Below are 26,924 nucleotides of genomic sequence, written 5' to 3'. Positions count from 1 at the left end.
ATGACGACCCGGGAACGCGAACTGGTCGAGATGGCCTGGGACCCGATCACCAGGATCGTCGGCAGTCTCGGCATCTACGCCAAGGTCGACTTCGCCAACCGCGAGGTCGCGGAGTGCTACAGCACCTCGTCGGTGTTCCGTGGCTACAGCATCTTCATGAAGGGCAAGGACCCGCGCGACGCCCACTTCATCACCAGCCGGATCTGCGGGATCTGCGGCGACAACCACGCCACCTGCTCGGTCTACGCCCAGAACATGGCGTACGGCGTGCGCCCGCCGCACATCGGGGAGTGGATCATCAACCTCGGCGAGGCGGCCGAGTACATGTTCGACCACAACATCTTCCAGGAGAACCTGGTCGGGGTCGACTACTGCGAGAAGATGGTCCGCGAGACGAACCCGGGCGTGCTGGCGCGGGCCGAGCGCACCGAGGCGCCGCACGCGGCCGACCACGGCTATCGCACGATCGCCGACATCATGCGCTCGCTGAACCCGCTGGAGGGCGCGTTCTACCGCGAGGCGCTGGCGATGAGCCGCACCACCCGGGAGATGTTCTGCCTGATGGAGGGCAGGCACGTGCACCCCTCCACGCTCTACCCCGGCGGGGTGGGCACGGTCGCGACCGTGCAGGTCTTCACCGACTACCTCACCCGCCTGACGCGGTACGCCGAGTTCATGAAGCGGGTCGTCCCCATGCACGACGACCTGTTCGACTTCGTCTACGACGCGATGCCCGGCTACGAGCAGGTGGGCCGCCGGCGGGTCATGCTCGGCTGCTGGGGCAGCTTCCAGGACCCCGAGCACTGCGACTTCGACTACCGGCACATGAACGACTGGGGCCGCCGGATGTTCGTCACCCCGGGCATCGTGGTGGACGGGAAGCTCCTCACCAACGACCTGGTGGACATCAACCTCGGCATCCGCATCCTGCTCGGCAGCTCCTACTACGACGACTGGGCCGACCAGGAGCCGTTCGTCACCGAGGACCCGCTGGGCAACCCGGTGGACATCCGCCATCCGTGGAACCAGCACACGATCCCGCATCCGCAGAAGCGGGACTTCAGCGACAAGTACAGCTGGGTGATGTCACCCCGCTGGTTCGACGGGCGGGACCTGCTCGCGCTCGACACCGGCGGCGGCCCGCTCGCCCGCCTGTGGGTCACCGCGCTGTCGGGGCTGGTGGACATCGGCTACGTCAGGTCCACCGGGCACAGCGTGGAGATCAACCTGCCGAGGACGGCGAGCCTGCCGGAGAAGACCTTCGAGTGGCGGATCCCCCGGCGGAACGGGGAGCTGCTGTCCAACGCCATCGAGCGCAACCGGGCCAGGACGTACTTCCAGGCCTACGCCGCCGCGTGCGCGCTGCACTTCGCGGAGCAGGCGCTGGGCGAGGTCCGTCAGGGGCACACCCAGACGTGGTCGCCGTTCACCGTGCCCGACGAGGCGATCTCCTGCGGCTTCACCGAGGCCGTGCGGGGCGTCCTGTCCCACCACATGGTGATCAGGAACGGGAAGATCGCCAACTACCACCCGTACCCGCCGACGCCGTGGAACGCGAGCGTGCGCGACTTCAACGGCACGCCGGGGCCGTACGAGGACGCGGTGCAGAACACGCCGATCTTCGAGGAGAACCCGCCGGAGACCTTCAAGGGCATCGACATCATGCGCACGGTGCGCAGCTTCGACCCCTGTCTGCCCTGCGGCGTCCACATGTACCTGGGCCGGGGCAGGCAGCTGCGCGTCGTGCACAGCCCGCACGCCTTCACGGGGACGCCGTGACTCACGACGTCGCCGCCACCGGGGAGCGGATCGAGCGGCTCATCGCGGAGCTGACCGGCGCAGGAGCCCGGGCCGGGGCCGAGGAGCTCGTGCGGGAGGTCGTCGGCCTGTACGGCGCGGGTCTCGAACGGGTCATGGCGATCGTCACCGAGGCCGGGGCGGCCGGCGCACTGCGCGGGCTGGTGGAGGACCCGCTGGTCTCGGGCCTGCTCGTGCTGCACGACCTGCACCCGCTGACCACGGCCGAGCGGGTGCGGGCCGCGCTCGACGGCCACCCCGCCGAGCTGCTGAGCGTCGAGGACAGCGTCGTACGGCTGCGCCTGGAGGGGACCTGCGGCTGTCCCTCGTCGCGGGTCACCGTCACCGAGTCGATCGAACGCGCCATCGCCCGGGTGGCCCCCGAGGTGACGCGGGTGGACGTCGAAAGCGCCGTGACTCTGCTGCAGATAGGCAGGCGCCCGTCATGAGCACCGGCCTTCGCCGCTTCCGCGAACCGGCCGGAGTGCCGGAGCTGTGCGAGATGTGCGCCGACCCGGTGGAGGCGGAGCACGGGCACGTCGTGGACCTGGAGACCAGGGCGCTGATGTGCGTCTGCCGGGGCTGCCGCCTGCTGTTCGTCCGGCCGGGCGGGGGACGCTACCGCGCCGTTCCCGACCGCTACCTCTACGCCCCGTCCTTCCGGGTCTCTCCCGCCGACTGGGACGAGCTGGGCATCCCGGTGCGTACGGCGTTCTTCTTCCGCAACTCCTCGCTCGGCCGGACCGTGGCCTTCTACCCCAGCCCGGCCGGGGCGACCGAGTCGCTGCTCCCGCTCGCGACCTGGGAGCGCGTGCTCGCGGCCAACCCGGCGCTGGCGGACGCCGAGCCCGACGTCGAGGCGCTGCTGGTGGACCGGGCTCCGGACGGGTCGTTCTCCTGCCATCTCGTGCCGATTGACGCCTGCTACCGGCTCGTCGGCCTCGTACGGCTGCACTGGAAGGGCTTCGACGGCGGACGGGAGGCATGGGAGGCCATCGACGGCTTCTTCGCCGCCCTGCGCCGCCGGGCCCGTGTTCTTAAGGAGGTTTGACCTTGGACGACGGTCTCCGCTTCGACTGCCTGGACGCCCGGCCCGAGCCGTACGCCGCCTCGCCCACGCTCGTCTTCCGCCTGCGCGTCACCGACCCCTCTCCTGAGGGCGTCCACGCCATCGCGCTGCGCTGCCAGATCAGGATCGAGCCCCGCCGCAGGCCGTACGGCCCGCAGGAGGCGGCGCTGCTCGCGGACCTGTTCGGCGAGCCGGCCCGGTGGGGCGACACGCTGCGGCCGGTGCAGTTCGCCATGGCGCAGACGATGGTGCCCGGCTTCACCGGGGGCGCGACGATCGACATGCCCGTGCCGTGCGGCTACGACCTGGAGGTGGCCGCGGGCCGCTACTTCGCCTCCCTGGACGACGGCGAGATCCCGCTGCTGCTGCTGTTCAGCGGGACCGTGCTCGCGCGCTCCGGCGGGGGCGTGAGCATGCGGCAGGTCCCCTGGCACTGCGAGACCCGTCACCGCCTGCCGGTCGCGGTCTGGCGGGAGACGATCGACACCGCCTTTCCCGGCTCCGGCTGGCTGCGGCTGCGCCGCGACACCGTGCGCGAGCTCCTCCGCTTCAAGTCCGAACGGGTGCTCGCCACCGTCGACGAAGCCGTGGAAGCCCTGCTGAAAGAGGCGAGCCCGAAGGAGGGAGCGCGGTGACCGCGCCCATGGAGTCGGCCCGCCGCGTCGCGGACGCCGTGCTGTACGAGGGCTACCTGCTCTACCCCTACCGCGCCTCGGCCGCCAAGAACCGCATGCGCTGGCAGTTCGGCGTGCTCGTGCCGCCGAACTATCCCGGCGAGCCGTCCGCCAGCGTGACCGAGTGCCTGCTCGAGGCCCCCGGCGAGGCCCGGCTCGACGTGCGGCTGCGGTTCCTGCACGTCAGGGGCAAGACGGTCGAGCGGCGCGAGGACGACGGCTACTGGCCCGTGCCGCGGCTGACCGTCGGCGGGCGCGACTACCTCAGCTTCGACGAGGCCGCGGAGCGGGAGGCCAGAACCATACTGTCCCTGCCGGACGTGACGGACGGGCGGCGCACGATCGAGGTCCGGGTGCCCGGCGAGCGGGTCATCGAGCCCATCACCGGTCCCGGCGGCGAGCGGACGGGCCGGGTCGTCTGCGAGCACCAGCCGCTCGACGCGGAGATGCGGATCTCCGCCGAACGGCTGCCCGGGCCGTACGGACTGGTGCGGCTGCGGGTCGAGGTGGAGAACACCGCCCACTGGGAGCGGGCGGACGCGCCGCGTGAGGAGGCCCTGCGCCGCTCGCTGGTCGCCGCCCACCTGCTGATCGGGGTGAGCGGAGGCGCCTTCGTCTCGCTGCTCGACCCGCCGCTGTGGGCCGAGGGGGCGGCGCGGCAGTGCCGCAACGAGAACACCTGGCCGGTCCTGGTGGGCGAGCCCGGCCGCCGCGACGTCGTGCTGTCCTCGCCGATCATCCTGTACGACCACCCGGCCATCGCCCCGGAGAGCCCCGGCGACCTGTTCGACTCGACCGAGATCGACGAGCTGCTCACGCTGCGCACGCAGACGCTGACCGAGGAGGAGAAGCGGGAGGCCAGGGTCACCGACCCACGCGCCGCCGAGATCCTCGAACGGGCCGCCGACCTGCCGCCGGAGCTGCTCGAACGCCTCCACGGCGCCATCCGTCACCTGGAGGTGCCCGCCAGGACGCCGGAGGACGACGCGGTGACCGTGTGCGGGGTGCGGATCGGCAAGGGGAGCCGGGTGCGGCTGCGGCCCGGCGCCCGGCGCGCCGACGCGCACGACATGTTCCTGACCGGGCGGATCGCCCGGGTCGAGGCGGTGTTCCTCGACGTGGACGGGGTGCGCCACCTGGCCGTGACGCTGGAGGACGATCCCGGCTCCGATCTCCAGCGCGAGCAGGGACGCTTCCTCTACTTCGCACCGGACGAGGTCGAACCCGCATGAGAACCGGCATGAGAGCACTGGTGGCCGGCGTGGGCAACGTCTTCCTCGGCGACGACGGCTTCGGCGTGGCGGTGGCCCGTCACCTCGCCGCCACCGGGGTTCCCGAGGGCGTGGAGGTCGGCGACTACGGCATCCGGGGCATCCACCTCGCCTACGAGCTGACCTCGGGGTACGACCTCGCGATCCTCGTGGACGCGGTCCCGGCGGGGCGGGCTCCCGGCACGCTGTGCGTCCTGGAGCCCGCGTCCCCGGAGCCGGCCCCGGCCTTCGTGGACGCGCACGCGATGACGCCCGACGCGGTGCTCACGCTGGCCTCCGGCCTCGATCTCCCCCGCGGAGACCGGGGAGGCAGAGTCCTGCTGGTCGGCTGCGAACCCGCCGACGTGTCTCCCGGGATGGATCTGAGCCCGCCGGTCGCGGCCGCCGTCCCCGAGGCGGCCGGTCTCGTGCTCGAACTCATCGCGAAGGAGTTCGCGGAAGGGGAGCGGCAATGGTGAAACGCGTGGTCCTCGTGCTGCTGGTGGCCGGGATGACCGTCCTGGTCGTCCAGTCGCTTCCCGACATCCGACGCTATCTGCGGATCAGAAGGATGTGATTCCGATGCACGAGTTCGGGATCGCCGAGGCGGTGCTGGAGACCGTCGAGCACCGGGCGGACGGCAGACGGGTGCGCCGGGCCCGGGTGCGGGCCGGCGCCCTGCTGCGCATCGCGCCCGCGGCCCTGGACCAGGCCTTCTGCCTGGCCGCCGCCGGGACGGTCGCCGAAGGAGCGACGCTCGATCTGGTCATCGAGCCCGCCCGGCTCATCTGCCGGGGGTGCGGCCACTCCGCGCTGTGCGCGGACCCGCTCATGATCTGCGGACTGTGCGGGGGCATCGACGTCGACGCGGAGGGCGGCGACAGCCTCGTCCTCGAATCCATCCAGCTCGATCCCGACACCACTGCGGAGGAGTCCCATGTGCCTGGGCATCCCCGGCGAGATCGTGGAGATCCCGCCGGACCAGACTGACCTCGCCAAGGTCGACGTGAGCGGGGTGCGGCGGGCCGTCAACATCGGCCTGCTCGACGGCCAGCCCCTGGGGCCCGGCGACTGGGTCCTGATCCACGTCGGCTTCGCGCTGTCGAAGATCGACGAGGCCGAGGCCCGGGCCGCGCTGGAGTTCCTCGAAGGCATCGGCCAGGCGTACGAGGACGAGCTGGCCGCGCTGCGTGACTCGTCCATCGGCGACTCGTCCATAGAGAGGTGAACAGCGGTGCGTTTCGTCGACGAGTACCGCGACGCGGACAAGGCGCGGGCGCTGTCCGCCAGGATCGCGAGCCTGTGCGAACCGGGCCGGGCGTACAAGTTCATGGAGGTGTGCGGCGGCCACACCCACACCATCTACAAGCACGGGCTGGAGGACTACCTGCCCGAGACGATCACACTGGTGCACGGCCCCGGCTGCCCGGTCTGCGTGATCCCGATGGGCCGCGTGGACGACGCGATCCACATCGCGGAGCAGCCGGACGTGATCATGACGTCGTTCGGCGACATGATGCGGGTGCCCGGCGGGCGTGGGTCGTTCTTCGACTCCACCGCCCAGGGCGCCGACATCCGCATGGTCTACTCACCGCTGGACGCCCTGAAGATCGCCCGCCGCAACCCGGACCGCCGGGTGGTCTTCATGGCCATCGGGTTCGAGACCACCGTGCCGTCCACCGCCATGACCGTCCTGCGGGCGGCGGCCGAGGGCGTGCGCAACTTCTCGGTCTTCTGCAACCACGTGACGATCATTCCCGCGATCAAGGCCATCCTGGACTCGCCCGACCTGCGCCTCGACGGCTTCATCGGGCCCGGCCACGTGTCCACGATCATCGGCTGCCGGCCGTACGAGTTCATCGCACGCGGATACGGCAAACCGCTGGTGGTGGCGGGCTTCGAGCCGCTGGACATCCTGCAGTCGGTCTACATGCTGCTGCTCCAGCTCGCCGAGGGGCGCTCGGAGGTCGAGAACCAGTACGCCCGGGTCGTGCCGTGGGCGGGCAACGTCAGGGCCCTGCGGGCGATCAACGAGGTGATGGAGCTGCGGCCGTACTTCGAGTGGCGCGGCCTCGGGTTCATCTCCCACTCGGCCCTGCGGATGCGGGAGAAGTACGCGGCGTACGACGCGGAGCGCCTGTTCGCGATCCCCGGCGGCCGGGTGGCCGACCCGAAGGCGTGCCAGTGCGGCGAGGTGCTCAAGGGCGTGCTCAAGCCGTGGGAGTGCAAGGTCTTCGGCACGGCCTGCACGCCGGAGACGCCGATCGGCACCTGCATGGTGTCGTCCGAGGGCGCCTGCGCGGCCTACTACAACTTCGGCCGCTTCTCGCGGCAGCGGGTGAGGGAGGCGACGCGGTGACCGAGACGACCCGTGAGCGGCAGGTCCTCGAACGCATCGACCGCGCGCGGCAACGGAAGGCCCGCGTGCGCGAGGAGCACATCACGATGGCCCACGGCGCGGGCGGCAAGGCCACCCAGACCCTGATCGAGGCGGTCTTCCTCGACGCGTTCCGCAACCCGCTGCTCGAACCGCTGGAGGACGGCGCGGTGTTCGGCGCGGGCGGCGCGCGGCTCGCGTTCACCACCGACTCCTACGTGGTCTCCCCGCTGTTCTTCCCCGGCGGCGACATCGGCGACCTCGCCGTCAACGGGACCGTCAACGACCTGTCGGTGTGCGGGGCCCGGCCGTTGTACCTGTCGGCCGGCTTCGTCCTGGAGGAGGGTTTCCCGGTCGAGGACCTGCGGCGGATCGCGGCGTCGATGGCCAGGGCCGCCGGGGCGGCGGAGGTGTCGATCGTCACCGGGGACACCAAGGTGGTGCAGCGCGGCAAGGCCGACGGCTGCTACGTCACCACCGCGGGCGTGGGACTGCTGGAGCGGGACGCCCGTCTCGGCGTCGCGCACGCGCGTCCCGGCGACGCCGTCCTCGTGTCCGGCCCTATCGGCGAGCACGGCGTCACGATCATGCTGGCCCGGGGCGAGCTGGACATCGAGGCCGACGTGACCTCCGACACCGCTCCCCTGAACGGTCTGGTCGCCGCCCTCCGGGCCGCCGCCGGCGAGGGAGTGCGGTGCCTGCGGGACGCGACGCGCGGCGGCGTCGCGACGATACTCAACGAGATCGCCCGGGCCTCCGGCGTCGCCGTCGTGGTCGAGGAGGACGCGGTGCCCGTACGGCCCGCCGTACGCGGAGCGTGCGAGCTGCTGGGCATCGACCCGCTCTACGTCGCCTGCGAGGGCCGAATGGTCGCGGTCGTGGACGGGGACGCGGCCGGGGCCGCGCTCGCCGCCCTGCGGGGCCATCCGCTCGGCGAGGGCGCCGCGGTCGTCGGCCGCATCGGGGACGATCCACCGGGCCTGGTGCTGCTCAAGACCGCTTTCGGCGGCACCCGGATCATCGACGTGCTGGTCGGCGACCCGCTGCCGCGGATCTGCTGACCGGGAGGTGACTTCATCATGAGCGAGACCGAGCGGGCGGGCGATCTGGCGTTCCGGCCGGAGGCCGCGGGCGAGCCCGGGCCCGGGCGGAAGCCGTCCGCCGAGGAGGAGTCGGGCGTGCCCGCCACGGACACCGAGGCGAGATCTCCTCTCGGCGCGGGCGAGACCCTCAGCCGGAGAGGCGAGGAGACCGCCCAGCGGGAGCGGGAGCCCGGGCGGGACCGGGAGGGCGTGCGGGGCGAGGCCGACCGGCCGCAGGGCCGTTCCACGCTCGAGGACTCCACCGGCATCGAACCGGAGGGGCCCATCGACGAGGAGAGCCCTCCGCTGCCCTCCGGCGACCAGGGCGGCTGAGATCGCGCCCGGCCCGATCAGACGAGTACGTGCCCGCCGTCCACGGTGAGGACGGTCCCGGTGGCGAACGGCTCCGTCATCAGGAACACGTAGGCTCGCGCGATGTCCTCGACCTCGCCGACCCGGCCCGCCGGGATCGCGGCGCCGATCTCGGAATACATCCGCTCGCGGTCCTCTTCCCCCATCCCGGACCACAGCGGAGACCGTACGAAGCCGGGCGACACGACGTTCACCCTGATGGGCGCGAGCTCGACGGCCAGCGCCTTGGTCAGTGCCTCCATGGCGCCGCAGATGCTCGCCGCGACGGCCCAGCCCGGGCCCGGCCGGTCCTTGGCGATGCCGGTTGTGAGAGTGATCGAACCATCCTCGCGCAAGTACGGCAGAGCGGCGCGGACCGCCCCCAGCGCACCGAAGTAGCGCAGCGCGAAGAAGTCGCACGCCGCGTCCAGGTCGAGCGTGTCCAACGGCATCATCGTCAGCGGCTCACCGGCTGTGTAGACGAGGTGGGCGAACTCGCCGAGGTCCTCGAAGAGCCGGCCCACGGCCCGGGCGTCCGTGAGGTCGGCGACGCGGCCGTCGCAGCGCCCGGGCAGCCGGGCCAGCGCGTGCTCGACGCTGGCTTGCCGGCTGGAAACGACCGTGACAACGGCGCCCTGTCGCGTGGCCGACTCCGCGGTGGCCAGTCCGATACCCGACGTGCCGCCGAGCACGACGACACGTTGCCCCTGCAGATCCATGACTCGTCCTTCTGTTGGGAATCTCGACTTCTTCAGGATGGGCCCACCCCATCTCCGCCGTCCAAGACTCTCCGCCACGCCTGTAATACCCTGTGGGCATCAAAGGCGGGAGGATGCGCTGGTGGACGTCGATCTGCGGAAGCTGCGATATTTCGTCGCGGTGGCCGAGCGGCTGCATTTCGGGCGGGCCGCCGAGGCGCTGCATATCGCGCAACCCGTACTGTCCCGCCAGATCCGGGCACTCGAGAAAGAGCTGAAGGTTCAGCTCTTCGTACGCGACAGGCGGGCCACCGAACTCACCTCCGCGGGCGAGCAACTGCTCGCCGACGCCCGCCCGCTGCTGGCCTCGGCCGAGGCGCTGCGCCGACGCGTCAGTCGCGCCGCACGCGGCGCCGACACCTTCACCGTCGGATTCATGCCAGGGCTGATCGTCACTCCGGCGGTCCGTGCGCTGCGCGAACGTCACCCCCGGCTGACAGTGGAGGTGGTGCGCACAACCTGGGACGATCAGGTCGAGGCCATCCACCACGGGCGGGTGGACATCGGCTACGTGCGCCTGCCGATCGACCAGCGCGGGCTGCGCGTCCGGCCGCTGATGGACGAGCCGCGCGTCGCTGTGCTGCCCACCGGCCACCATCTGGCGGGCAAGGACATGATCGGCATCGCCGACCTCGCCGACGAGCACCTCCTCCAGGACCCCGATGCCGTTCCCGAATGGCGCGACATCGCCAGCGAGCTGCGAGGGCCGGGACCGCGTCGCCCCGCGCCGGTCTTCCACGCTGTGGAGGAGAAGCTCGAACACGTCGCCGCGGGTCGTGGCGTCGTCATCCTGCCGCTGTCGGTGGTGACCTTCTACACCCGGCCGGACGTCACCTACGTCCCGGTCGCCGACATCCCGCCGAACCAGGTGTGCCTGGCCTGGGACAGCACCCGCTGCACCCCCCTGATCGGCGAGTTCGCCGCCATCGCGACGGACCTGCGGGCCGACACCCTGCGCGCGGTCTAGGGATCTCCGCGATCGAGCGCCGCGGCGACGGCGGCCTGGCCGAGGCTGACGCCGCCGTCGTTCGGGGGGACGCGGTGGTGGGTGAGCACCGTGAAGCCGCGCTCCTCCAGCAGGGTCACGGCCCGGCCGAGCAGCAGCAGGTTCTGGAACACGCCGCCGGACAACGCGACCGTTGACAGGCCGCGGGCCTCCCTGACCAGGGCGCAGCCGTCGGCGACGACGCGGGCCACGGCGTTGTGGAAGCGCGTGGCGACGACGTCACGCGGCACACGCGCGCGCAGGTCCTCGGCGACCGCGCGGACCAGGGCCACGCCCGGCACGGTGAACCGCGTGCCGGTTCCGGCGATGCCGCAGGGATACGCCTCGTCCACCGCGGGGTCGGCCAGCTGCTCGAACTCGACCGCGGCCTGACCCTCGTAGGTGATCGCGTCGCGCACGCCCGCGACCGCCGCCACCGCGTCGAACAGGCGGCCCATGCTGGAGGTGAGGGGCGGGTTGACAGGCGCGTTCCCGCCTCTCCGGGCCAGCGCGACGACGGCCGCCCACCGTTCGGCGTTGCGCCGCAGGACCTCCAGGTCCTCCGGGACGTCCCCGTCGTAGGCGAGATCGAGGTAGGCCGCCGCCATGCGCCAGGGCTGCCGGATCGCGGTGGCGCCGCCGGGCATCGGCACCGGCGTCAGGTGACCCACCCGTTCGAACCCCGCCAGGCCGGCCACGAGGAACTCCCCGCCCCACAGCGTGCCGTCCGGGCCGTACCCGAGGCCGTCGAAGGCCACTCCCACGACCGGCCCGGCCGCGGCGTTGTCGGCCAGGCAGGAGGCGATGTGGGCGTGGTGGTGCTGCACGCCGACCAGGTCCGCGTCCTGGTCGAGGGCCCACTTCGTGGACAGGTACTCGGGGTGCAGGTCGTGCGCGACCACCTCGGGCGTCATGTCGAACAGCCGCCGGAAATGCTCGACGCCCTCGGTGAACGACCGCAGGGTCTCGTAGTTCTCCAGGTCGCCGATGTGGTGGGAGACGACCGCACGGTCACCCTTGACCAGGCAGAACGTGTGCTTGAGCTCGGCGCCGCAGGCGAGCACGGGCCGGGGGGCCGCCCGGGCGAGCGCCAGCGGCTGCGGCACGTACCCCCGCGACCGCCTGATCGGCAGGTCGCGGCCCCGGAAGACCCGTACGACCGAGTCGTCCGTGCGGATATGGATGGGGCGGTCGTGCGTGAGGAAGGCGTCGGCGATGCCGCCAAGCCGTTCCAGAGCGTCCTCGTCGCGGTAGACGATCGGCTCGTCGGACACGTTTCCGCTGGTCAGGACGGCGGGCTGGCCCAGCGCCCGGAGCAGCAGGTGGTGCAGCGGGGTGTAGGGCAGCAGCACGCCCAGCCACCGGTTGCCCGGTGCCACGGACGGTGCGACGGACAGTGCGACGGACGGTGCGACGGACAGTGCGACGGAGGTGCCCTGCAGCCGCCGCAGCAGCACGACGGGGCGGGCGGGCCCGGTCAGCAGGCGCTCCTCGGCCGGGTCCACCACGCACAGCCGCCGGGCCTCGTCCAGATCGCCCGCCATCACCGCGAACGGCTTGTCCTCGCGGTGCTTGCGCGACCGCAGCGCCGCCACGGCGGGCTCGTCGGCCGCGAGCGCCGCCAGGTGGTAGCCGCCGAGCCCCTTGACCGCCAGCACCCCGCCCGCCCGCAGCAGCCGTACGGCCCGCGCGAGCGGGTCGCCTGCCGGGTCGCCGCCGCTCCCGGAACCGACGAAGCGCAGCCGGGGCCCGCAGGCGGGGCAGCACACGGGCTGGGCGTGGAAGCGCCGGTCGGCGGGGTCGTGGTACTCCCGGGCGCAGTCCGCGCACATCCGGAAGCCGGCCATCGTCGTGTTCGCCCGGTCGTACGGCACGTCGCGGACAATGGTGAAACGCGGCCCGCAGCCGGTGCAGTTGATGAAGGCGTAGCCGTGCCTGCGGTCGGCGGGGTCGGTCAGCTCGCGCAGGCAGGCGTCGCAGGTCGCCACGTCCGGCGAGACGAGCGCGCGCCGGTCCCCGCAGGCCGTGCTGGGCGCGATCACGAAGGTCCTGCGGCCGGTGACCGGCGCCGGGCCCGTGCTGATCCGCTCGATCACCGCCAGCGGCGGCGGGTCGCCGGCCAGCGCGGCGAGGAACTGCTCGACCGGCGCGCTGCCGCCCTCGACCTCGATGAAGACGCCGCGTTCGTCGTTGCCCACAACCCCGGCGAGGCCGAGCCGCGTGGCGAGGCCGTACACGAAGGGCCGGAAGCCGACCCCCTGCACGATCCCCTCGACCCGGACGGCGACGGCACGCCTGCTCACCCGCTCATTGTCTCAGCCGGGCGAGATCTCAGTCAGGGAGGTCCAGCACGTCGTCGAGGGCGACGACCTCGATCAGATGACGCAGATAGGGGGTGAGCGCGACGATCCGGAAGCCGGCCCCGCGCTCCCCGGCCCCCATGTAGGCGTTCATCAGCACGGCCATGCCCGAGGAGTCGATGAAACTCAGCCCGGCCAGGTCGAGTTCGAGCAGACGCAGGTCTTCGGCGAGCGCCTTGTCCACCGCGGCGGACGCCTCGTCCGCCGCGCCGAAATCGAGCTCACCGGTCATCACGAGGCGCACGGCACCGGGCTCGGAAACAAGCGATTCGACCTGGAACGGGGGCGTGTCCTGCATCAAACGCTCGTCTCTGTTCGTCGGACCGCGCAACACATCTGTGCCGCGGTGACGCCCTCGGTCAGCAGCGCCCGGGCGCGGGGGCAGTCCGTCAGTACATCACGGAAAACGCCCAGCCGGAGCGCGACGGACTCCGCCGGCACGTCCCGGGCCACCAGCATCCGGCAGGTCCACGTCACGAAATCGGTGAACAGCGAGGCGTCGTGGACGTAGATCGCGGCGATCAGGAAGTCGGCGAGGTGACCGAGATCCTCGCCGATGTGCTCTCCGAGCGTGTCCATGACGCGGGACAGCAGTTCGGCACGGTGCCGGGTCAGGTACGCGTACTCCTCGTCGCCCAGCTGGGCCGCACCGTTGTTGGCGGTGGGAAAGGACGGCAGGCCGGCGGCGAGCCGGTCGGCCGCCGCGTCGGCGGTGGGCGCCCACGCGTCCGCGCCGAGCAGCCGGGCGTAGCGGCCGTCGGCGCCGAACCCGGCCCCGCCGGCCAGCACGGGGATGCCCACGGCCTGGCAGGCCGCGATGGTGGCGTGCGCGAGGGGCAGCCGGGTCGGCAGCATGCAGCCGAGCGCGACCACGTCGGGCCCCGTCTGGTGCAGATGGGTGATCAGGTGCGGCCCGGGCACGCTGGCGCCCAGGAAGTCGACGTCCCAGCCCCGCAGGCGCAGCACCTCCGCCATGATGCGGGTGGGCAGCGCGTGATACTCGCCGTCGGCGCAGGCCACGGCCACCCGGCCGCGTGTCGGCGCGGGCCGGACGTGCCCGCTGACGGCGGCCACCGCGCGCTCGCTGACCGCGGTCGCGCCGTGCTCGCGCGCCACCGACCACTCGTTCGACGCCCACAGCTCGCCCACCTGGCGCTGACCGGGCGCGATGACCCTCAGCAGCACATCCTCGGCGGGGACGCCCCCGTCGATCAGGCCCACGACCAGGTCGACCGCGCCGTACTCGTCGGCCCGGCCGATCAACTCCAGGTAGCGTCCGGTGGCGGCCTCCAGGTCCGGCATCATCGCGACGTCCCCCTCCCCGCGCTCACGGCGAGCAACGCGCGGTCGTCCTGCTGCCCGCCCCGCAACCACTCGGTGCTGAGCTGCTCCAGGCGCTCGACGAGCGCGTCGACCGGCATGCCGGCGCAGGTCGCCAGCGCCCGCTTCAGCCGCTCCTCGCCGAACATCTCCCGGCCGCTCGGGCCGCCGAACGCCTCGGTGATCCCGTCGCTGTACAGCAGGCACACCTCGCCGGGCGCCAGGTCGAGCGTGACGGGCCACAGGCTGATCTTCTTCATTGCGCCGAGGATCGAACCGCGGACGGCGACCTCCTCCACCGTGCCGTCCCGGCGCAGGACCAGCGGCGGCGGGTGCCCGGCGACGGCCAGGTCCACCAGCACGTGGTCGCCGGGGGCGCTCCGCAGCGCCGCGAGGATCAGCGTGACGTAGGAGTTCGGCGACGGGGACGCGACCAGCGACCGGTTGAGCAGTTCGAGCAGCCGCTCGGGACGGCTTTCCAGCAGCAGCAGCGTACGCAGGCTGTGGCGGACCTGACCGGCCAGGACCGCCGCGCGGGCGCCCTTGCCGCAGACGTCGCCCAGGATGACCAGCGGAGGCCGCTCGACGATCCCGCTCTCCGGCGCGATCTCGGGCAGGTAGACGTCATAGAAGTCGCCGCCGATGGCACCCGCCTGCTGTGAGGCCCGCAGCCGACCGGCCAGCCGCATGCCCTCGATCTCCGGCAGGTCGGGCGGCAGCAGGTCGCCGGTCAGGATGGCGTTGACCGTGCTCTGCTCCCGGAACAGGGAGGCCGCCGAGATCGCGGCACCGGCCCGGGTCGCCAGGTCGCACGCCATCCCCTGGTCGTCCTCGTCGAACGGCGGCCGCCCGGCCCGGCGGGCGAGCACGATCGCGCCGGCCGACACGCCGTTGCCGGGCAGCGGGAGCACCAGCAGGTGGCCGACCGGGCCGAACCCCTCCGGCAGCAGCCAGCCGGGCGTGCCCGCCGGGTCCCGCCGTCCCGCGGCGTCCTCGCGCAGGCCGGCGAGCGCGTCGGTCAGGCCGGGCACCTCGGCCGCGGCGGCGGCCGGCACGACGCCCTCGTCCGGGCCGGAGCGGCCGGAGACGGCGCGCACCCACTCCACGCGGCGGCGGGCGGTGGGCGGCAGCAGCACGACCGCCGCGTCGCACAGGAAGTCGGTGCCCAGCTCCGCCGCGGCCCGGGCGCACCGGTGGGGGTTGAGCGAGGCGGACAGGCGCCGCGCGGCCTCCAGCAGGAACTCCGTACGCTGCGTCTCCCGCTGTTCCCGGGGCGATTCCGCGGTCAGATACCAGGCGGTTCGGCCTTCGCCCATTTCCTCGGCGCGGACCCGGATCTCCCGGCCGCCGTGCGTCACGGTCCGGCCTTTGAGGGCGGACGGGGCGGGACCGAGCGGGGCGGGCAGGGGCAGCCCCGGCTCGATCCCCGGCACCAGGCGGGCCGCCGCCGGGTTGGCCAGTGTCACGACGCCGCCGGCGTCGCACAGCACGACGCCCTCGTCGCCGCGTTCGAGCAACGCCGCCATGAGATCGGGGGCGATGGCCCCTTTCACCTGTGCGTTCCCGTCATGGCCGCGTCCCCCCGATTCCGATTCGGTCCTCCAGACTACCTTTGCCCCAGAAATGGAAATATCGCACTAATTTCGGTCATCCCTACCCCAACGAGCCGTACGGCCGTGGGGATGCAGCCGATCACTCGGCGCGTACGTCGTCGATCCGGACGGTGCCGGGGCTCACCCAGACGAACATGCCGCGCACGTCCTTGAGATCCTCCGTCGTGCAGGACATCGCCGAGGTGAGGTCGATCTCCACCGTCCCCGTGGCGTCCTGGTTCTGCCATCCCCAGGTGGACTGGCACCAGGCCCAGCCGGAGCCGGTCTGCAGCGCGACACTGGTCGAGGTGCCGGCGGCCCCCGTCTTGACGTCGTACTTCAGCGTGCCCTTGGCCGACAGGTCGACGGGCTCGGGGAAGGCCGCGCCGAACCAGCCGCCGCCGGTCGCGTCCACCCGCAGGGCGTGCGTGCCGTCGGTGGCCCAGTCGGTGGACTGCGCCACCGTGCCGGCGTCGCTCTGCCAGTTGCCGGGCGCCCAGCCCTGCACGCCGTCCTCGAAGGAGAACAGCCTGATCGCCGCGCCCGGGTCGGGTTTGACGGTCACCGTGATCGTGGCGGTGCCGGACCACCGCAGCAGGCTGTCGCGCACCCGGTAGGTCGCCGTGGCCCGGCCGCTGAAGCCTTCGGCGGGAGTGAAGGCGACCTTCCCCGACGTGTCGGCGGTGAACGTGCCGCCGGTCACGGTCAGACTCGCCTGACGGCCCGCCCTCGCCGGGTCGAGGTCGAGCGTCTCCGGCCTGATCCTCGCGAGGTACGCGATGTCGTTGGCGGTGGCGTCGACCGTGACCGCGGTGCGGAAGGTCGTGACGGCCGTGTCGTCGTCGGCCACCGGCGGGAAGATCGGCAGCCTGCCGCGGATCGTCGCCGAGGCGTTGGTGATCGTCGTGCAGACCGGGCTGGGGCAGTAGACGGTGAAGCCGTCGTAGTCGGGATAGAGCGTGCCGTCGTCCTGCGTGCCCGCGATCAGCCAGTACAGGAAGCCCGCGCCGCCCCCGGACACGAAGGCGTCCGTCCACTCGCGGTAGACGGGGTTGCGCCCGGCCTTGCTCAGCAGGCCGAACTCGCCCAGCATCACCGGCTTGCCGATCCTGCGGCCGTCGGCGAGGTGCTTCTCGATCCAGGTCGTGCCCCAGGCGGCGTCCTTGCCCCATCCGTCCGGATAGAGGTGCAGGGACATCAGGTCCATCTTCGGCAGCCTGGCCAGCGCGACGGTGTCCACGCCCTCGCCGCAGTTGTCGGTCCAGTCCGGGCCGCCGGGATCGGCGCAGTAGAAGCCCTCGTCGCCCGCGCCGACCAGGTGCCTTGCGTCCACCGACTTGATGTGCCGGGACATCTCGTCCGCCCACGCGGTGACGGTGGCCGTCGTGCAGCCGGGGGATGCCGGGTAGTTGCCCGACCCCTTGCACCGGGGTTCGTTGGCCAGTTCCCACGCCATGATCGTGGGGTCGTCCTTGTAGGCGACGCCGGTCAGCGTGTTGACCCGGTTGAGCAGATGGCTGATCCAGCCCTTGAACCAGCCCCTGATCGCCGGGTCGGTGTAGAAGTCGTCGTGGTGCTGTCCCTTGGCCCAGCGGACGTACTGGTCCATGCCGCCGTAGGCGTTCCAGTTGTTGACAAGCGGGATGACCAGCTTGATCCCGGACTTCCTGGCCTTCCACAGCACGTAGTCGAGGTGTTCGAGGCCGTCGGCCCCGTCGTTGTAGGCCGGTTTGGTCCCGTCCCAGTACTGGAAGTAGACGCCGTCCGCCTTGCCCTGGATGGAGTCGGACCCGTCCTGGTTGCCGATGTCCAGCGACCCCCAGTTGCGGATCACGGACAGGTCCGCGGTCTTCGCGCGGGCGAACACGTCGTCCACCATCGCGTGCGACTTGTACATCAGGTAGTAGTTGTTGGCCCCGGCGAAGCGGAACGGCTTGCCGTCGAGCACGAGGTGGGTCCCCGCGCGCTTGACGAAGCCGTCGTTCCCGGTGGCGGCCTCCGCCGTGCCGGGGGCCGCGACCAGCCCCGCCAGCACGGCGGCCACCATGACGCCCGTACGCAGTCCTCTCATCGACGCTCCTTGTGTCGGGAGGCCCGGGCAGGTCAGGTGCCCGGGTTGTCCTGGATCAGGACGAGGGCGGCGGCGCCGAACAGCCCGGCGTCGCGGCCCAGAGAGGTCGGGTCCACCCGCAGGCGCCGCAGGAAGCCGAGCCCGGCGTTCCTCTCGATCGCCTGCCTCAGCGAGTCGAAGAGAATCGGCCCCGCCGCGGCCACGCCCCCTCCGATGACGACGTGGTCGAGGTCGAACAGGGCGGACGCCGTGAGCACGGCGGTGGCCAGCGCACCGGCGGCGCGCCGGAAGGCGAGTGCGGCGGTGGGGTGCCCGGCCCGGGCGTCGGCGGCCAGCGCCCGCGCGTCCGCGCCGGACCAGCCGTTCGCGGCGGCCCACCGGACCATGCCGGGCCCGCTCGCGATGGTCTCCACACACCCGGCACCGCCGCAGGGGCACGGCTCACCGCCGGGGTCTACCGTGATGTGCCCGATGTGCCCGGCGTTGCCGGTCGGGCCGACGTACGGCACGCCGTCGAGGACGAAGCCCCCGCCGACGCCGGTGGAGACCACCATGCCGAGCATGGCCCGCGCCGCGCGGTCCCCGCCGAGGCCACGCCACCACTCTCCGAGCGCCATGCACTGGGCGTCGCCCGCGAGCCGTACGGGCCTGCCGGGAAGCACCTCGCCCAGCGCGTCCACCAGCGGGAACTCTCGCCAGGTGGGGATGTTCACCGGGCTGACCGTGCCCCGGCGGGGATCGAGCGGCCCGGCCGAGCCCACTCCGATCCCGTCCAGGCGAGCGGGCGCGACGCGCTCGGTGATCCGGCCCACGACCTCCGACAACGTCTCGCCGGCCGAAGCCGGGCCGCGCAGCGGCACCTCGGCGCGGGCCAGCATCTCGCCGTCGGGTGCGACGGCCGCGGCGGCGAACTTCGTGCCGCCGATGTCCACCGCGAGGACGGTCATCGCCGCATCCCCGGCCCTTCGACCACTGGCACTCCCGCCACTTAACCGGATAAGTCCGGGCAAACGTAATCGCTCGATGACCATCACGTCAACGGCCGTCCATCCAGGGGGGTATCCGTATTTCCGATGGGTTTGGTAGGGTAAATGAGTGGATTTCGACTACACCATGGCGATGGGCTCCTTCCTGGTCGCCGTCGTCGTCGGCCTGACCGGGATGGGCGGCGGCGCCCTGATGACGCCCATGCTCGTGACGTTCTTCGGCGTGCCGCCTCTCGCCGCCGTCTCGAGCGACCTCGTCGCCGCCGCCGTGATGAAACCGGTGGGGAGCTTCGTGCACCTGCGCCGGGGGACGGTCAACCTGCGGCTCGTCGCCTGGCTGTGCGCCGGCTCGGTCCCCGCGGCGTTCTGCGGCGTGCTCATCGCCCGCGCGCTCGGCGACGGCGAGGGTGTGCAGAACGTGATCCAGAAGGGCCTCGGCATCGCGCTGCTCATCGCGGCGGCGGGCCTGGCCGTACGCGGCTATCTCGCGATGCGCGACCGCGCCGAGGGCCGCACCCCCGAGACCGGCCGGCGCACCGCCGCTCCCGGCGAACCGGCCGCGACCGAGATGCCCGCCGTCACCGTACGGCCGCTGCCGACCGCGCTGGTGGGGGCCGTGGGCGGGCTGGTGGTCGGCATCACCTCGGTCGGCTCCGGCTCCTTGATCATCGTGGCCCTGCTGGCGCTCTACCCCGCGCTGAAGGCCAACCAGCTCGTCGGGACCGACCTGGTCCAGGCCGTGCCGCTGGTCATGTCGGCCGCGCTCGGTCATCTGATGTTCGGCGAGTTCACGCTGTCGGTCACGGTCGCGCTGCTGGCCGGCTCGATCCCGGGCGTCTACCTCGGCTCGCGGATCTCCTCGCGCGCCCCCGGCGGGCTGATCCGCCGCGCCCTCGCGTTCGTGCTGCTCGCCTCGGCGCTGAAGATGTTCGGCGTCGGCAACACCGAGACCGTCTGGATACTGCTCGCCGTGCTGCTGCTGGCCCCGGCCTTCTGGATGCTCCTGCGCGTGCGGTGCGGCCTGCCCGCGCTCCCCTGGAAGCGGGAGGCGCGGGAGGCTCAGGCCGCCGGGAGGTGACGGCGCAGGAAGTCCATGGCCAGCGCCCATGCAGCAGGGCCCGCCTCGGGGTCGTGGAACATCGGCGCGTAGAAGTTGTGGAAGGCGTGGCCGGCCTCCTCCTGCACGTGGACCTCCACGCCCGGCCGCCCGGCCGCCGCCTCCTCCACGATCGCCACCCGGTCCCGGGGGATGTAGGGGTCCCGCCCCCCGAAGTGGAACTGGATCGGGCAGCGGATGTCGTCCAGCGACTCCGGCGCGTCCGGGACGGCCGAGCCGTAGAAGGACAGCACGGCTGACAGGCCGCTTTCGTCACCGCGGGCCGCCACCGCGTAGGCCAGCGAGCCGCCGAGGCAGAAGCCGAGCGCCCCGGTCCGGCCCGTCACCTCGGGCCGCGCGGCGAGCGCGCCGAGCGCGGCGGCGCAGTCGTCCGCGGCCTTCTCGGGGTCGAGGTCCGCCACCTGCTCCAGCGAGGCGCGCAGCCCCTCCTCGTCGTGCGCGGCCGCCCAGCCGGGGTTCAGCCGCCAGAAGAGATCCGGGACGCCCACGACGTAGCCGAGCCCGGCGAGGTCGGCGGCGACGGCCCGGATGTAGTCGCTCACGCCGAAGATCTCGGGAATGAGCAGCAGCCCCGGGCCGCTCCCCCGCTCCGGAATCCACAGGCGCAGGTCGAACCCGCCGTCCGCGACCGTCACCGTCTGCGTGCGCTCGGACATCCGTTCCTCCCCATCCGCGGTGCCGAGCGCGATCATCTCACGCGCCGTGCGGGCCGGCGCTCAGGGACCGCCAGATGGGCGCGGGCAGCAGCCGGGCGGCCTCGTCGAGGTCCACCCCCGGCTCGCCGGCGACCCAGCGGCGGGCGACCTCCGCGACCGGGCCGATCAGCAGCATCTCGATCATCGGAACGGGCAGGTCCGCGACCGCCCCGGACGCCACGTGCGGGCGCAGCCACGCCACCAGCGCGTCGAGGCGGGGCGCCTTGGCGACGGCGGCCGTCTTCTGCTCCAGGTGCCCGAGGTACGGCGAGGCGTGGATGAACCGCGCCTTGACCGGGCTCGCCCGCACGAACCCGAGATAAGCCCCGACGAGCGCGCGCACCCCGGCGCGGGGGTCGTCCACGCCCTCCAATGCCGCGATCAGCTCGTCGAGCAGATCGGCCATGCATTCGGAGTAGAGCGCGGTCGCCAGGCCGTCGAAACTGCCGAAGTGGTGGTAGAGGCTGCCGACGCTGACCCCGCCGCGGGCCGTGACCGCCCGCATCGTGAAGCCCTGCGGCCCGTCGTCGGTGTAGACGGCGAGCGCGGCGTCGAGCAGCCGCCGCACCGTCTCCTCGCCGCGCCGCTGACGGGTCACGCCGTCCCTGTCAGGGCCGCGGCCTGCCGCCACAGCGCCTGCGCGATCTCGGGATCACACGCGACGGGGGCGAGCGGGGTCTCCTTGCCGATCTCGAAGTAGCGCCCGGTGCCGCCGGAGCCGTCGAGGGCGAGCCGTACGACGGGTTCGGCGCCGTCGTCCGGGGTGCCCCAGGTGCGCTTGACCGCCTTCAGCACGAGCCCGAGCAGGCCGCCGCGCGCTCCCAGATCGGTCCGGATCACCCCCGGGTGGACCGCGTCGATCGTCACCCCGGCATCCTGCCATCGCCGGGCGAACAGCGGCACCAGCATCAGGTTGCACAGCTTGGTGTCGGCGTACGTCCTGACGGGGTGGAAGTCCAGTCCGGTCACCGTCCGGCCGGGGTCGGACCGGCCCTTGACGTACAGGCCCGCGCTGACCTGCACCACCCGCGCGCCGCCCGCCCGCAGCCGCTCCTCCAGCAGGTGGTTCAGCAGGAACGGCGCGAGATGGTTCACCGCGAACGCCCGCTCGACGCCGTCCCCGGTGATCTCACGCCGGGCCGGCCAGATCCCCGCGTTGTGCACCAGCACGTCGATCCGCGGGCAGGCCTCCAGCAGCGCGCCGGCCGCCGCGCGCACCGACGCGGTCTCCGCCAGATCGGCGGTCACGAGCACCGCGTGGCCCGGGAGGGCGGCCCGCGCCGCCTCCCCGCGTACGGAATCGCGGGCCACGATCACCACCCGGAACCCCTCGCGGGCGAGACGGGACGCGACCGCCTGCCCGATGCCGCGCGAGCCGCCCGTCACCACAGCGGTGGGTGTCATGCGGCGACTCTAATTAGAGCAACTCTCTAGATCAAGTCTCTAATTCTTCCCCGCCCGCTGCTCGCTACAGGTCGCGCAGCGCGGGGAGGAGCTCCTTCTCCGACCACTCGAAGAACTCCCGCTGCCGCTCCCGCCCGACCTGCACGAGCGCGAGGTGGGTGAAGCCGGCGTCGGTGTACTGCCGCACGGCCTCGACCACGGCGTCCACGTCCGCGCCGCAGGGCACCTTCTCCGCCACGTCCTGCGGCCGTACGGTCTCGGTCGCGGCGGCGAAGTTGACCGGCGCGGGCAGCTCCGACATGACCTTCCAGCCGGTCACCGCCCAGCGCCACATGCGGTGCGCCCGCTCGATCGCGGCGTCCCTGTCGGGGTCGTAGCAGACGGCGAGCTGGCCGTAGACGGGCTTGGCCTCGCCGCCGGACGCGGCGAACTTCTCCACCAGCGACCCGTCCGGGTCGGTCGCCACGAGACCGTCGCCGAGCTCGGCCGCGATGTCCACCGACTGCTCGCCGGACGCGGCCACCGCGATGGGCACCGGCCGCTCGGGCAGGTCGAACAGCCGGGCCGAATCGAGGTCGAAGTACTCGCCGCGGTAGTTGCGGTATCCGCCCTGGAACAGCTCCTTGATGACCTCGATGGCCTCGCGGAACATCTCGTGCCGGGTGTTGACCGGCGGCCAGCCGTGCCCGATCACGTGCTCGTTGAGGTTCTCGCCCGCGCCCAAGCCGAGGGTGAACCTGCCGTCGCTGAGCGCCCCCATCGTGGCCGCCTTCTGCGCCACCACGGCCGGGTGGTACCGCATGATCGGGCACGTCACGTACGTCATCAGCGGCAGCCGTTCGGTGGCCTGCGCCACCGCGCCCAGCACCGACCAGGCGTACGGAGAGTGGCCCATCTCCTCCAGCCACGGGAAGTAGTGGTCGGAGATGACCGCGTAGTCGAAACCGGTCCGTTCGGCCGCGACCGCGTCCTCCACCAGCTCCTTCGCGGGCGTCTGCTCGCACATAAGGGTGAAACCGATCTCTGCCATACGGCCACCCCTACCCACGTCCGGGCGTTCAGACCGCCCAGCCGTACTGGTCGGGCCGGCGCACGGCCGCCCCCAGCTCGCGCGCCGCGTTGTGCGGCCAGTAGGGGTCGCGCAGCAGCTCACGGCCGAGCATCACCGCGTCGGCCTGCCCGGAGGCGACGATCTCCTCGGCCTGGCGCGGCTCGGTGATGAGGCCGACGGCCGACGTGGGCAGGTCGGTCTCCGCCTTCACCCGGGCCGCGAACGGCGCCTGGTATCCCGGCCCCACGGGGATCCGGGCCTTCGGCGCGTTGCCGCCCGTCGAGACGTCGAGCAGGTCCACCCCGTGGGCGAGCAGCTCCTTGGCCAGCCTCACGGTGTCGTCGGCGGTCCAGCCCTCGCGGGGGTCCTCGGGGTTCTCACTCAGCCAGTCGGTGGCCGAGATCCGGAAGAACACCGGCAGCTCGTCCGGCCACTCGGCGCGCACCGCGTCGACCACCTCCAGGGCGAAGCGAGCCCGGTTCTCGAAGCTGCCGCCGTACGCGTCGGTGCGCCGGTTGCTGAACGGCGACAGGAACTCGTGGATCAGGTAGCCGTGGGCGCCGTGGATGTCCACCACCTTGAAGCCGGCCGCGAGCGCGCGGCGCGCGGCCGCCGCGAAGCCTTCCACCAGCCGCCGGATGTCGGCCTCGCTCAGCTCGTCCGGCACCGGGTGGCCCTCCGCGAAGGGGATCGGGCTGGGCGCGACCGGCCGCCAGCCGTGGTCCTCCGGGCCGACCGGCGCGCCGCCCCGCCACGGGCGGTCGGTGGACGCCTTACGCCCGGCGTGCGCGAGCTGGATGCCGGGCACCGCGCCCTGGTCGGCGAGGAACCGGGCGAGGCGGCCGAACTGTGCTTGTTGGCGCTCGTTCCACAGCCCGAGGTCGGCGGGGCTGATCCGGCCCTCGGGGGACACGGCGGTGGCCTCGACGATGACCAGACCGGCCCCGCCCACCGCCCGGGATCCGAGATGGGTCAGATGCCAGTCGGTCGGGACGCCCTGCTCCGGGCCCTCGACGGCCGCGCAGTACTGGCACATCGGCGACATCCAGACGCGGTTGGGGATGGTCAGGTTCCGCAGGGTCAGGGGCTCGAACAAGGCGCTCACGCCGCGCTCCTCTCGTCGTCGGGACTCTTGTACGATAGACCTCGTAGTACGCCATCTGTCAAACTACGAAGACCTTCGTACAAAGGAGAGCCGATGACCCCACGGACGCTCGACCATCCGGACCGGTCCGAGATCCGGCTCGAGGACGTGCTGCACGCGCTGTCCGATCCCGCACGCCTCCAGGTGGTGCGCTATCTCGCCGGCAGCGGCGAGTCGTCCTGTTCGGCGATCGACCTCGCGGTCAGCAAGTCGACGAGCACCCACCACTTCCGCGTGCTCCGCGAGGCGGGCGTGATCAGGCAGGTCTACCAAGGGACCGCGAAGATGAGCTCTCTGCGCCGCGAGGACCTCGACGCCCTCTTCCCCGGCCTGCTCGACACCGTGATCCAGGCGTACGACACCCAGCGGGCGGCGACCCTGTAACTGTCCAAACTGCCTTGACCAGTTACGCCTCTTTGCCGTACCTTTGTAACTGACTAAGACAATTAGGACAGTTACAACGACGACCGGGACGGCAATGATGTTCTACGACTACTCCCTGGCCACCGAGCGCATGACCGAGTTGCACCGCGAGGCCGACAACGCGCGCGTCGCCAGCCGCCTGGTCGCGGCCCGGCGCTGGTCGCGTCTCGCGTCCTGGGCCCAGCGGCAGGCCCGGAGAGCGAGCCACGACCTGGGCTGACGGGCCCGTCACCGCGTCGGCCCGGAAGGGAAAGGCCGATGCGTACGGCACCCGGCATCCGCACGGCGGTGGTGAAGCCGGCGACCGCCGACCTCATGGAGGACGCGGGCACCGGACTCGACTACGGCACCCGGCCCGACCGCCTGCCCGGCCTGCTCACCCCGATCGACCGGTTCTTCGTCCGCAACCACGCCCCGACCCCCCGTCTCGACGCGCGAACCTGGACGCTGCGCGTCGAGGGCGGCGGCGTACGCCGGACCGTCCGCTACACCTACGACGACCTGTGGCGCCGCTTCCCGCTCGTGTCCGTCGTCCGGACCCTCGAGTGCGCGGGCAACCGGCGCGCCCTCTTCGGCGCCGAGCACGGCCACCGCTTCGGCGGGGTGCAGTGGGGCCGCGGCGCGATCGGCACCGCCGAGTGGACCGGGATCCCGCTGCGCGACCTGCTCGAACCGGCGGGGCTCACGGACGCCGCCGTCGAGGTCATGCCGGAAGGGCTCGACGCGGCGCGCGGACGCCGCCCGATGCCCCTCGCCAAGGCCCTGGCGCCCGACACCCTGCTCGCGCTCGCCATGAACGGCGAGGTCCTGCCGCCCGACCACGGCTTTCCCGCCCGCGTGGTCGTCTCCGGCTGGCTCGGCGCGGCGAGCATCAAGTGGGTGGGCCGCATCGAGGTGTCCGACCGGCCGCTGCGCGAGCCGTGGAACACCGAGGACTACGTGATCATCGCACCCGGCCGACCGGCCGTGCCAATCACCTCCACGCCGGTCGCGAGCCTGGTCGAACTGCCCTGGCCCGCGCGCCTGGGCCCCGGCCCGCAGACGATCCGCGGCCGCGCGTACGCCGGGGAGGACCGCGTCACGGCCGTCGACTACCGGATCGACGACGGCCCCTGGCGATCGGCCGCCCTCGACGGACCGGACCTCCCCGGCGTCTGGACCCGCTGGCGGTTCCCCTGGGATCCCGCCCCGGGCGCGCACGTCGTGCGGGTGCGGGCCACCGACGAGCACGGCCGAGCCCAGCCGGACGCCACCCCCTGGAACGACCTCGGCTACTGCCACAACTCGGTGCTCCCCCACCCCGTGCTCGTGGCCTGACGGGCTCAGGGCACGAGGACGACCTTGCCCGTGGTCGCGCGGCTCTCCAGCGCGGCGTGCGCGGCGGCGGCGTCCTTGAGCGGGAAACTCTGCACCAGCGGGACCAGCGCGCCCGACCCCGCGGCCGCGAGCGCCCGCTCCTCCAGGCCCCGCAGGCCGCCCGGCCGCTTCAGCACCCGGGGACCGACCGCCACCGCCGCCGTGATGCCCCGGGCGTACAGGTCCTCCGTGGTCAGCGCGGTCGGGCCGCCCTGCGCGTCCGCCCAGCCGAACAGCACGATCCTGCCGCCGACGCCGAGCAACTCCAGGGTCGCGCGCCCGAGGTCCCCGCCGACGCCGTCGAGCGCCAGCGTGACCTCCCGGTCGCCGAGAAGCGCCCGCACCTCGTCGGACCAGCCGGGAGCGGTGTAGTCCACGGCGTGCCGCGCGCCCAGTGCGAGCACCCGGCTCAGCTTCGCCGCGCCGCCGGCGAGCCCGACGACCGTGGCGCCGGCCCGCACCGCCGCCTGCACGAGCAGGTTGCCGACGCCTCCGGCCGCCGCCGTCACCAGCACGACGTCGTCCGCCCGGATCTCCGCGACGTCGAGGATCCCCATCGTGGTCCGGCCCGTGCCGATCATCGCCACCGCCTCGCCGTACCCGAGGCCGTCCGGGATCTCGTGGATCGCCGGCGCGTCCCGTACGGCCAGCTCGGCGTAGCCGCCGGGAGCCATGCCGAGATGAGTCACCACCCGCCTGCCGACCAGGCCGGGATCGACCTCGGGACCGACCGCGTCGACGACCCCGGCGACCTCCCGGCCGGGGATCGTGGGCAGGTCGGGGACGGGGATCGGGCCGCCCGCGTACTTCCCGGCCCGCAACGTGGTGTCGACCAGGTGCACCCCGGCCGCCCGTACGGCGACGCGGACCTGGCCCGGCCCGGGCTGTGGATCCTCGACCTCCTCGTAGACGAGATTCTCGGCGGGACCGAAAGCGTGCAATCTGATTGCGTACATCTGCCCGTTATAGATTTCCGGGCCGCGCCTCCACATCGGGCGATGGTCCTAGGTCCCCATGAACCGTTCGGAGTAGACGGCGCGATAGACGAGACATGCGCCCCTT

Annotated in this window: 29 protein-coding genes; 16 read left to right on the top strand and 13 right to left on the bottom strand. The window is 72.5% G+C overall.

All coding sequences use genetic code 11. From position 1 onward, the window contains the following. The 11 genes from AB0J39_RS07595 to AB0J39_RS07545 all read left to right on the top strand — a co-directional run bounded on the left by AB0J39_RS07595 (position 1) and on the right by AB0J39_RS07545 (position 8,582). A complete protein-coding gene (locus AB0J39_RS07595; RefSeq protein WP_363462616.1) occupies positions 1-1,779 on the top strand; it encodes a nickel-dependent hydrogenase large subunit in 1,779 nt (592 codons plus the stop codon). Further along, on the top strand, positions 1,776-2,246 hold the full coding sequence (locus AB0J39_RS07590) for a NifU family protein (protein WP_363462615.1): 471 nt from the start codon (positions 1,776-1,778) through the stop codon (positions 2,244-2,246). Before AB0J39_RS07595 ends, AB0J39_RS07590 begins: the two co-directional genes overlap by 4 nt. After that, on the top strand, positions 2,243-2,848 hold the full coding sequence (locus AB0J39_RS07585) for a DUF5947 family protein (RefSeq protein WP_363462614.1): 606 nt from the start codon (positions 2,243-2,245) through the stop codon (positions 2,846-2,848). The genes AB0J39_RS07590 and AB0J39_RS07585 overlap by 4 nt, the downstream gene beginning before the upstream one ends. A gap of 2 nt (positions 2,849-2,850) precedes the next feature. After that, complete coding sequence (locus AB0J39_RS07580; protein WP_363462613.1) at positions 2,851-3,501, top strand: DUF6084 family protein; 651 nt, start codon at positions 2,851-2,853, stop codon at positions 3,499-3,501. Beyond that, positions 3,498-4,772 carry a hypothetical protein gene (locus AB0J39_RS07575; protein ID WP_363462612.1) on the top strand — a complete coding sequence of 425 codons (1,275 nt, stop codon included), beginning with the start codon at positions 3,498-3,500 and terminating at the stop codon, positions 4,770-4,772. The genes AB0J39_RS07580 and AB0J39_RS07575 overlap by 4 nt, the downstream gene beginning before the upstream one ends. Before the next feature lie 8 nt (positions 4,773-4,780). Next, positions 4,781-5,269, top strand: coding sequence for a hydrogenase maturation protease (locus AB0J39_RS07570; protein ID WP_363462611.1), 489 nt, complete (start codon positions 4,781-4,783; stop codon positions 5,267-5,269). A 103-nt stretch (positions 5,270-5,372) separates the two neighbouring features. After that, entirely contained in the window at positions 5,373-5,780 is a 408-nt protein-coding gene (locus AB0J39_RS07565) for a hydrogenase maturation nickel metallochaperone HypA (protein WP_363462610.1), read from the top strand. Further along, the gene (locus AB0J39_RS07560) at positions 5,728-6,018 is read left to right on the top strand and encodes a HypC/HybG/HupF family hydrogenase formation chaperone (protein ID WP_363462609.1); all 291 of its coding nucleotides are present in this window, start codon (positions 5,728-5,730) and stop codon (positions 6,016-6,018) included. The genes AB0J39_RS07565 and AB0J39_RS07560 overlap by 53 nt, the downstream gene beginning before the upstream one ends. A gap of 6 nt (positions 6,019-6,024) precedes the next feature. Further along, positions 6,025-7,149: a hydrogenase formation protein HypD gene (gene hypD / locus AB0J39_RS07555; RefSeq protein WP_363462608.1), complete on the top strand. Its 1,125-nt coding sequence runs from the start codon at positions 6,025-6,027 to the stop codon at positions 7,147-7,149. Further along, positions 7,146-8,228 (top strand): hydrogenase expression/formation protein HypE, encoded by a 1,083-nt coding sequence (gene hypE, locus AB0J39_RS07550; RefSeq protein WP_363462607.1) that lies wholly within the window; start codon positions 7,146-7,148, stop codon positions 8,226-8,228. Before hypD ends, hypE begins: the two co-directional genes overlap by 4 nt. Positions 8,229-8,246: 18 nt before the next feature. Continuing rightward, on the top strand, positions 8,247-8,582 hold the full coding sequence (locus AB0J39_RS07545) for a hypothetical protein (RefSeq protein ID WP_363462606.1): 336 nt from the start codon (positions 8,247-8,249) through the stop codon (positions 8,580-8,582). A gap of 17 nt (positions 8,583-8,599) precedes the next feature. Here the strand turns inward: AB0J39_RS07545 and AB0J39_RS07540 are convergent, their stop codons facing one another. Beyond that, a complete protein-coding gene (locus AB0J39_RS07540; RefSeq protein ID WP_363462605.1) occupies positions 8,600-9,319 on the bottom strand; it encodes an SDR family oxidoreductase in 720 nt (239 codons plus the stop codon). A gap of 121 nt (positions 9,320-9,440) precedes the next feature. On the opposite strand from AB0J39_RS07540, the gene AB0J39_RS07535 reads away from it, so the two are divergent. Further along, the gene (locus AB0J39_RS07535) at positions 9,441-10,325 is read left to right on the top strand and encodes a LysR substrate-binding domain-containing protein (RefSeq protein WP_363462604.1); all 885 of its coding nucleotides are present in this window, start codon (positions 9,441-9,443) and stop codon (positions 10,323-10,325) included. On the opposite strand, the gene hypF is transcribed toward AB0J39_RS07535, so the two are convergent. From hypF to AB0J39_RS07505, 6 genes are all read right to left on the bottom strand, one after another. Beyond that, on the bottom strand, positions 10,322-12,646 hold the full coding sequence (gene hypF / locus AB0J39_RS07530; protein ID WP_363462603.1) for a carbamoyltransferase HypF: 2,325 nt from the start codon (positions 12,644-12,646) through the stop codon (positions 10,322-10,324). The genes AB0J39_RS07535 and hypF overlap by 4 nt on opposite strands. 28 nt (positions 12,647-12,674) lie before the next feature. Beyond that, positions 12,675-13,001 carry an STAS domain-containing protein gene (locus AB0J39_RS07525; RefSeq protein ID WP_363462602.1) on the bottom strand — a complete coding sequence of 109 codons (327 nt, stop codon included), beginning with the start codon at positions 12,999-13,001 and terminating at the stop codon, positions 12,675-12,677. Beyond that, positions 13,001-14,008, bottom strand: a complete 1,008-nt coding sequence (locus AB0J39_RS07520; RefSeq protein WP_363462601.1) for a cobalamin-dependent protein — start codon at positions 14,006-14,008, stop codon at positions 13,001-13,003. The genes AB0J39_RS07525 and AB0J39_RS07520 overlap by 1 nt, the downstream gene beginning before the upstream one ends. Next, positions 14,005-15,576, bottom strand: coding sequence for a GAF domain-containing SpoIIE family protein phosphatase (locus tag AB0J39_RS07515; protein ID WP_363462600.1), 1,572 nt, complete (start codon positions 15,574-15,576; stop codon positions 14,005-14,007). The genes AB0J39_RS07520 and AB0J39_RS07515 overlap by 4 nt, the downstream gene beginning before the upstream one ends. A gap of 139 nt (positions 15,577-15,715) precedes the next feature. Next, entirely contained in the window at positions 15,716-17,686 is a 1,971-nt protein-coding gene (locus AB0J39_RS07510) for a cellulase family glycosylhydrolase (protein WP_363462599.1), read from the bottom strand. A gap of 32 nt (positions 17,687-17,718) precedes the next feature. After that, on the bottom strand, positions 17,719-18,633 hold the full coding sequence (locus tag AB0J39_RS07505; RefSeq protein WP_363462598.1) for an ROK family protein: 915 nt from the start codon (positions 18,631-18,633) through the stop codon (positions 17,719-17,721). 148 nt (positions 18,634-18,781) lie between these two features. Here AB0J39_RS07505 and AB0J39_RS07500 point away from each other — a divergent pair, with 148 nt between their 5' ends. Beyond that, complete coding sequence (locus AB0J39_RS07500; RefSeq protein ID WP_363462597.1) at positions 18,782-19,750, top strand: sulfite exporter TauE/SafE family protein; 969 nt, start codon at positions 18,782-18,784, stop codon at positions 19,748-19,750. On the opposite strand, the gene AB0J39_RS07495 is transcribed toward AB0J39_RS07500, so the two are convergent. The 5 genes from AB0J39_RS07495 to AB0J39_RS07475 form a co-directional block, all read right to left on the bottom strand. Then, positions 19,732-20,445 carry a dienelactone hydrolase family protein gene (locus tag AB0J39_RS07495; protein WP_363462596.1) on the bottom strand — a complete coding sequence of 238 codons (714 nt, stop codon included), beginning with the start codon at positions 20,443-20,445 and terminating at the stop codon, positions 19,732-19,734. The genes AB0J39_RS07500 and AB0J39_RS07495 overlap by 19 nt on opposite strands. Before the next feature lie 37 nt (positions 20,446-20,482). Beyond that, entirely contained in the window at positions 20,483-21,082 is a 600-nt protein-coding gene (locus AB0J39_RS07490; RefSeq protein WP_363462595.1) for a TetR/AcrR family transcriptional regulator, read from the bottom strand. Next, the gene (locus AB0J39_RS07485) at positions 21,079-21,888 is read right to left on the bottom strand and encodes an SDR family NAD(P)-dependent oxidoreductase (protein WP_363462594.1); all 810 of its coding nucleotides are present in this window, start codon (positions 21,886-21,888) and stop codon (positions 21,079-21,081) included. Before AB0J39_RS07485 ends, AB0J39_RS07490 begins: the two co-directional genes overlap by 4 nt. A gap of 64 nt (positions 21,889-21,952) precedes the next feature. Continuing rightward, the gene (locus tag AB0J39_RS07480; RefSeq protein WP_363462593.1) at positions 21,953-22,918 is read right to left on the bottom strand and encodes an LLM class F420-dependent oxidoreductase; all 966 of its coding nucleotides are present in this window, start codon (positions 22,916-22,918) and stop codon (positions 21,953-21,955) included. A gap of 28 nt (positions 22,919-22,946) precedes the next feature. Next, on the bottom strand, positions 22,947-24,044 hold the full coding sequence (locus tag AB0J39_RS07475) for an NADH:flavin oxidoreductase/NADH oxidase (RefSeq protein ID WP_363462592.1): 1,098 nt from the start codon (positions 24,042-24,044) through the stop codon (positions 22,947-22,949). 93 nt (positions 24,045-24,137) lie between these two features. On the opposite strand from AB0J39_RS07475, the gene AB0J39_RS07470 reads away from it, so the two are divergent. The 3 genes from AB0J39_RS07470 (at position 24,138) to AB0J39_RS07460 (ending at position 25,823) form a co-directional block, all read left to right on the top strand. Beyond that, complete coding sequence (locus tag AB0J39_RS07470) at positions 24,138-24,467, top strand: helix-turn-helix transcriptional regulator (RefSeq protein WP_363462591.1); 330 nt, start codon at positions 24,138-24,140, stop codon at positions 24,465-24,467. Positions 24,468-24,561: 94 nt separating this feature from the next. Beyond that, on the top strand, positions 24,562-24,726 hold the full coding sequence (locus AB0J39_RS07465) for a hypothetical protein (RefSeq protein ID WP_363462590.1): 165 nt from the start codon (positions 24,562-24,564) through the stop codon (positions 24,724-24,726). Between the two features lie 38 nt (positions 24,727-24,764). Next, entirely contained in the window at positions 24,765-25,823 is a 1,059-nt protein-coding gene (locus AB0J39_RS07460) for a sulfite oxidase (protein WP_363462589.1), read from the top strand. A 5-nt stretch (positions 25,824-25,828) separates the two neighbouring features. Here AB0J39_RS07460 and AB0J39_RS07455 read toward each other — a convergent pair whose 3' ends face one another. After that, entirely contained in the window at positions 25,829-26,818 is a 990-nt protein-coding gene (locus AB0J39_RS07455; protein ID WP_363462588.1) for a zinc-binding dehydrogenase, read from the bottom strand. Positions 26,819-26,924: the final 106 nt, after the last annotated feature.

It is taken from the genome of Microbispora sp. NPDC049633 (assembly GCF_040675265.1).
Classification (GTDB): domain Bacteria; phylum Actinomycetota; class Actinomycetes; order Streptosporangiales; family Streptosporangiaceae; genus Microbispora; species Microbispora maris.
This window is presented reverse-complemented; position numbering and strand designations above follow the sequence as displayed.

Excerpts from the sequence above, each read along its gene's own strand:
- AB0J39_RS07565 (WP_363462610.1), top strand. The coding sequence starts at position 5,373 with ATGCACGAGTTCGGGATCGCCGAGGCGGTGCTGGAGACCGTCGAGCAC.
- AB0J39_RS07525 (WP_363462602.1), bottom strand. The coding sequence starts at position 13,001 with ATGCAGGACACGCCCCCGTTCCAGGTCGAATCGCTTGTTTCCGAGCCC.
- AB0J39_RS07595 (WP_363462616.1), top strand. The coding sequence starts at position 1 with ATGACGACCCGGGAACGCGAACTGGTCGAGATGGCCTGGGACCCGATC.
- AB0J39_RS07470 (WP_363462591.1), top strand. The coding sequence starts at position 24,138 with ATGACCCCACGGACGCTCGACCATCCGGACCGGTCCGAGATCCGGCTC.
- AB0J39_RS07585 (WP_363462614.1), top strand. The coding sequence starts at position 2,243 with ATGAGCACCGGCCTTCGCCGCTTCCGCGAACCGGCCGGAGTGCCGGAG.
- AB0J39_RS07520 (WP_363462601.1), bottom strand. The coding sequence starts at position 14,008 with ATGATGCCGGACCTGGAGGCCGCCACCGGACGCTACCTGGAGTTGATC.
- AB0J39_RS07545 (WP_363462606.1), top strand. The coding sequence starts at position 8,247 with ATGAGCGAGACCGAGCGGGCGGGCGATCTGGCGTTCCGGCCGGAGGCC.
- AB0J39_RS07510 (WP_363462599.1), bottom strand. The coding sequence starts at position 17,686 with ATGAGAGGACTGCGTACGGGCGTCATGGTGGCCGCCGTGCTGGCGGGG.
- AB0J39_RS07480 (WP_363462593.1), bottom strand. The coding sequence starts at position 22,918 with ATGGCAGAGATCGGTTTCACCCTTATGTGCGAGCAGACGCCCGCGAAG.
- AB0J39_RS07465 (WP_363462590.1), top strand. The coding sequence starts at position 24,562 with ATGATGTTCTACGACTACTCCCTGGCCACCGAGCGCATGACCGAGTTG.
- AB0J39_RS07460 (WP_363462589.1), top strand. The coding sequence starts at position 24,765 with ATGCGTACGGCACCCGGCATCCGCACGGCGGTGGTGAAGCCGGCGACC.
- AB0J39_RS07485 (WP_363462594.1), bottom strand. The coding sequence starts at position 21,888 with ATGACACCCACCGCTGTGGTGACGGGCGGCTCGCGCGGCATCGGGCAG.
- AB0J39_RS07570 (WP_363462611.1), top strand. The coding sequence starts at position 4,781 with ATGAGAGCACTGGTGGCCGGCGTGGGCAACGTCTTCCTCGGCGACGAC.
- AB0J39_RS07505 (WP_363462598.1), bottom strand. The coding sequence starts at position 18,633 with ATGACCGTCCTCGCGGTGGACATCGGCGGCACGAAGTTCGCCGCCGCG.
- AB0J39_RS07495 (WP_363462596.1), bottom strand. The coding sequence starts at position 20,445 with ATGTCCGAGCGCACGCAGACGGTGACGGTCGCGGACGGCGGGTTCGAC.
- AB0J39_RS07540 (WP_363462605.1), bottom strand. The coding sequence starts at position 9,319 with ATGGATCTGCAGGGGCAACGTGTCGTCGTGCTCGGCGGCACGTCGGGT.
- AB0J39_RS07455 (WP_363462588.1), bottom strand. The coding sequence starts at position 26,818 with ATGTACGCAATCAGATTGCACGCTTTCGGTCCCGCCGAGAATCTCGTC.
- AB0J39_RS07560 (WP_363462609.1), top strand. The coding sequence starts at position 5,728 with ATGTGCCTGGGCATCCCCGGCGAGATCGTGGAGATCCCGCCGGACCAG.